This is a genomic window from Bacillus paranthracis, assembly GCF_001883995.1.
Lineage (GTDB): Bacteria > Bacillota > Bacilli > Bacillales > Bacillaceae_G > Bacillus_A > Bacillus_A paranthracis.
The window spans coordinates 1-5,154 of sequence record NZ_MACE01000014.1 but is presented as its reverse complement, the minus strand read 5'-3'; the positions used below and the strand labels follow the sequence as shown (position 1 = coordinate 5,154).

At 33.7% G+C, this 5,154-nt stretch carries 5 protein-coding genes; all 5 read left to right on the top strand.

The window, feature by feature from the left end:
* The first annotated feature begins 374 nt into the window (after positions 1-374).
* Positions 375-1,088: a response regulator transcription factor gene (locus tag BAQ46_RS05185; RefSeq protein WP_000651988.1), complete on the top strand. Its 714-nt coding sequence runs from the start codon at positions 375-377 to the stop codon at positions 1,086-1,088.
* Entirely contained in the window at positions 1,078-2,091 is a 1,014-nt protein-coding gene (locus BAQ46_RS05180; RefSeq protein WP_000845341.1) for a sensor histidine kinase, read from the top strand. The genes BAQ46_RS05185 and BAQ46_RS05180 overlap by 11 nt, the downstream gene beginning before the upstream one ends.
* Before the next feature lie 68 nt (positions 2,092-2,159).
* Complete coding sequence (locus BAQ46_RS05175; RefSeq protein ID WP_000074574.1) at positions 2,160-3,089, top strand: ABC transporter ATP-binding protein; 930 nt, start codon at positions 2,160-2,162, stop codon at positions 3,087-3,089.
* On the top strand, positions 3,082-3,819 hold the full coding sequence (locus BAQ46_RS05170) for an ABC transporter permease (RefSeq protein WP_071741732.1): 738 nt from the start codon (positions 3,082-3,084) through the stop codon (positions 3,817-3,819). The genes BAQ46_RS05175 and BAQ46_RS05170 overlap by 8 nt, the downstream gene beginning before the upstream one ends.
* 17 nt (positions 3,820-3,836) lie before the next feature.
* Positions 3,837-4,634 carry an undecaprenyl-diphosphate phosphatase UppP gene (uppP, locus tag BAQ46_RS05165; RefSeq protein WP_001279966.1) on the top strand — a complete coding sequence of 266 codons (798 nt, stop codon included), beginning with the start codon at positions 3,837-3,839 and terminating at the stop codon, positions 4,632-4,634.
* Positions 4,635-5,154: the final 520 nt, after the last annotated feature.

Below are 5,154 nucleotides of genomic sequence, written 5' to 3'. Positions count from 1 at the left end.
TTTGCGACTTCCTTATGTTAACATTTTCATCTTTCAATGTCAACTAAGTTTTTTATTTCGTTTGTCGCTTTCGACGTTGTTGTCATCGGCGACTTGTTCTATATTACACCTCTAAGTAGCAATCGTCAATACCTTTTTATAAAGATATTTAATTACATGCTTTTATGCTCTTTTAGCTAGATACATCCCCGCAAAAATTCATTATCGGAAACTACCTTCTGCTTCTCATTAGTTCATTTTTGCAACACATATTCAATTTAATTTACGTGGACATTTCCCTCCAACAAAACTATTAACCTTATTTTAACAAATAATATTATATAATTAGGGGGTTGTTGTACTATCAATGAACTCTATTAGAAGCAGGTGAAGATATGAAAGATATACGTATCCTTATAGCAGACGATGATAAAGAAATCCGAAATTTATTAAAAATATATTTGGAACGAGAATTATATATGGTAGATACTGCGATTAATGGCGATGAAGCCTTACAATTATTTAATCAAAACAACTATAACCTCGTTATACTAGACCTTATGATGCCGAAAGTAGATGGTATTGAAGTATGTAGAAAGCTTAGAGATAAAACGAACGTACCGATATTAATGCTAACCGCTAAAGATCATGAAGTTGATAAAATTTTAGGTTTAAGCATTGGTGCTGATGATTACATTACAAAGCCTTTCAGTATTCATGAAGTCATTGCACGTGTAAAAGCTCTTATGCGGCGTTTTTTAGTTCTTGGAAGTGACGCTAATATACAAAAGAAAACAACTCTAACTTTTAAAGGCCTATTGATTGATTTAAATACATATACAGTTCATACAAACAAAGAAGAAATTAACTTAACCGGAAAAGAACTGGAACTATTAAAATTCTTCACTTCAAATCCAGGACAAGTATTTACAAAAACACAACTCTTCCGAAATGTGTGGGACGATAATTATATAGAAGATGACAATACCGTTATGGTACATATTCGAAAACTTAGAAAGAAAATAGAAGTCGATCCTTCCAACCCAAAATTCATTCAGACTGTATGGGGAATTGGTTATAAGTTTGTAGGTGAACAGCTTGAAGACTGATAAAACCCTTTTCCTTATTTCATTACAACTTATCATTTGCGGGCTTTTAAATATACAAATGGACCCAAGGGTAAAAATATCTTTATTTATTACCCTTATCTTAATTACAATGTATCTCTTCTTTTCAAGAATACAATTCATTCAGCACCGCAAATCAATAGATACTAAATTAAGTCGTGTACTAAAAGGTAATTTACAAGCAAGATTATTTACAAGCAATGATCGTTCATTACATAATATCGTTTTTTCAATAAACGAACTAATAGCTGAATTAGAAAAGGTTCGGATTGAAGCAAAGAGGTCTGAGGAATCTAGAAAAAAACTTCTGTCTAGTATCTCGCACGATATACGAACACCACTTACCTCCATTATTGGCTATATTGATGCCTTAAAAGATGAGGTTGCTGCTTCTGAAATAGAAAAGCAAGAATATCTTAAAATACTTTATATGAAATCAAATAACTTGAAGCACCTAGTTGATGAGATATTCAATATGGCGAAGCTAGATGCTAACGAATTTCCACTAAAAGAAGAAGAACTCGACTTTTCTGAAGTTACTAGAGAAGTTTTGATTGAATTTTTACCTGAGCTCTCAAAACATAATATTGAACTACAAATTCTCATACCAGAATCTACTTTTCCTATCATGGCAGATCAACTTAGCCTTATACGAATTATAGGTAATTTAATGAAAAATGCTATTTATTACGGAAAGGATGGGAAAACAGTAGGAGTCGAACTATTAGAAACCGATACAGAATATGAACTTCTTATTTGGGACAAAGGCCCTGGTATTCCAAAACATGATTTGCAAAACATATTTGAGCGAATGTACCGAAGCGAACAATCAAGAAACTCCTCTTTTGGTGGTAGCGGTCTCGGACTTTCTATTTCTAAAGCGCTCGTTGAAAAGAATGGCGGGCATATATGGGTTGAAAGTAATCCATGGGAAAGAACCACTTTTGGATTTTCCATTCCAAAACACAATACTTTTAAGAAATAGTTAAGAAATGATTAATATGCAGTTAAACCTTCCTGCTTATCATGTAAGTAAGAACTTATAGAAAGTAGGTGTCTCCTATAAATACAATTATAAAAACAACTAATCTTACTAAAGTATATGGCAATCAAAAATCCGTAGATAATCTAAATATTAACGTTCAACAGGGAGAGATTTATGGATTCATAGGTCGTAACGGTGCTGGTAAAACAACAACCATTCGTATGCTACTCGGTCTTATAAAGCCTACAAGTGGAACTATCGAAATATTCGGAGAGGACTTATTTCAAAATCAAAAAGATATTTTAAGTAGAATTGGTTCTATCGTTGAAGTTCCAGGGTTTTATGAAAACTTAACTGCAAAAGAAAACTTATTAATTAACGCAAAGATAATTGGGGTTCACAAAAAGAATGCTATTGAAGAAGCGTTAGAAATAGTAGGCTTGCAACATGAAACAAAAAAGTTAGTGGGAAAGTATTCTTTAGGCATGAAGCAGCGTTTAGGAATTGCACGCGCCCTTCTCCATTATCCCGAACTACTTATATTAGATGAACCAACTAACGGACTAGACCCCATCGGGATTAAAGAAATGCGAAAACTTATTCATTCTTTAGCTCAAGAAAGGAATATAACGATACTCATTTCTAGTCACATATTAGCCGAGGTAGAACAGTTAGTTGATCGTATCGGAATTATTCACGAAGGAAAGTTACTAGAAGAAGTTTCTCTTGATACGCTACGCAAAGCAAACCGTAAATACATAGAATTTCAGGTGAATAATGACAGTAAGGCTACGATGTTATTAGAAAATCAATTTCAAATTTTCGATTATGAGGTACATGATGAAGGGAATATTCGCATTTACTCTCATTTCGGGCAACAAGGATACATCAACAGAACGTTTGTTCTAAATGATATTGAAGTATTAAAAATGATGATGAGCGAAGACAGATTAGAAGATTATTTCACCAAACTAGTTGGAGGTGGAACAATTGGTTAACCTACTCTATACAGAACTATTAAAACTAAAACGCTCTAATATGTTTTTAATTAGTATTATTGGGGCTGGTGTCGCACCTTTCTTAGTCGTAGTAGCTTCTTATATACATATAAAAACCAAACAGCCAACTCCGACTATTTGGTTCCATCAATTATTCACTGAAGTTAACTTATACACTACTTTAGTTATAGGGTTCCCCTTATATGGAGTAGTAGTTGCTTATCTGTTTACCCGTGAATATGCAGAAGACACATTAAAAAATTTACTAACTATCCCCGTGTCACGTATTAGTTTTATTATAAGTAAGTTCATCATTCTTTTCCTTTGGATCATGATGCTAACTTTAGTTGCTTGGTCGCTTACTTTAATATTAGGGCTATTGGGGAACTTCCCTGGTTTTAACACTGCTTTACTTTTAGGTTCTTTCCTAAAATTTTTAACCTGTGGTGGACTTCTTTTTCTATTGTCTTCACCTATTGTTCTATTAACTCTTGTAATGAAGAGCTATGTACCGCCTATTATATTAACAGTCATTATTACAATGACTAATCTTATGCTCGTAAATTCCAAACATAAAGATTTATTTCCCTGGATCGCCACTTTAGATATCGCAAATAATGAATTACAACCCACATATCCACAAGAGTATTCTTATATGATCATTGCAGCAACAACGATTTTCGGATTTATCGCAACACTATTCTATTTTAAGAGAGTAGACATTCATTAATTTTTAGGAGTGAAACTATGAGCGATATCATTATTGCCTTCATACTCGGTATCGTAGAGGGGTTAGCTGAATTTTTACCTATCTCTTCTACCGGCCACCTTATATTAGTCGGGCATTTATTAGGCTTTGAAGGAGAAAGAGCGAAAACATTTGAAATTGTTATTCAACTAGGCGCAATTTTAGCTATTGCAATTTTATATCATAAACGTCTCGTATCTTTATGTAATATTAAGCCTCTTCTACGGAAGGAGAATAAATTCAACGCGTTCCATGTATTTCTTGGCGTATTTCCGGCAGTAGTTGCTGGTTTACTACTACATGATGTTATTAAAACTTACTTATTTCAGCCATATACTGTTGTGATTGGACTTGTAGCAGGGGCAATTCTTATGATCTTTGCAGAAGTAAAAAAGCAAGAGGCAACCGCCTGCTCACTGGACGATTTAACATACCATCAAGCATTAACAATTGGATTATTTCAATGTTTAGCAGTATACCCTGGCTTTTCTAGAGCAGGATCTACTATCTCTGGAGGTCTATTAGCAAAAGTAAATTATAAGACTGCATCAGAGTTCTCGTTTCTAATAGCTCTTCCTGTAATGGTTGGGGCTACAGGCTTAGACTTACTAAAAAGCTGGAAGTATTTAAGTGTCGATGACATCCCTATGTTTGCAGTAGGGTTCATTACCTCTTTTATAGTAGCAATGCTAGCAGTAGTAACTTTTCTGAAGCTTTTAGAGAAGATAGGTTTAAAACCTTTTGCATACTATCGCATTTTGTTAGCTGTCTTATTTACACTTTTCGTATTGCTATAGATTCATATAAGTCACATATTATTAAACCGATATTCAAGTTGAAATATCGGTTTTTTATCCATTTCACCTCTGTCTTACTTGAATATAGCATAGTGGCAATCCCTCTGAATATCCTTCAAGCACTTTTAGCCTTTACCGTACGGCACAATTTAAAAATTAAACATCCCTCCATTAATCTAGATGTCTACTGGACAATGCTGTATAGGGATCGTATATTTTTATAAACCATATTCATTCCAAACTATCTTGCACGGTTAGTAATTGATGAGTTAAAAAACGCAATATGCCCCAGTCACATTTATTATGAATTAGAAACTAAACCAATATCGCCAAATAACGATTATAGTTTTATATTCAATGCGTATGATGAACCTATATCCATGATTAAGACATCAGAATACAACGTTCGTCTATAATTGAAACAGTATAATATTGTTTACCAAACACGAAAAAACACAAGTCAAAAGACTTGTGTTTTTAGTTGCTTGGCGACGTCCTACTCTCACAGGGACAAGGTCCC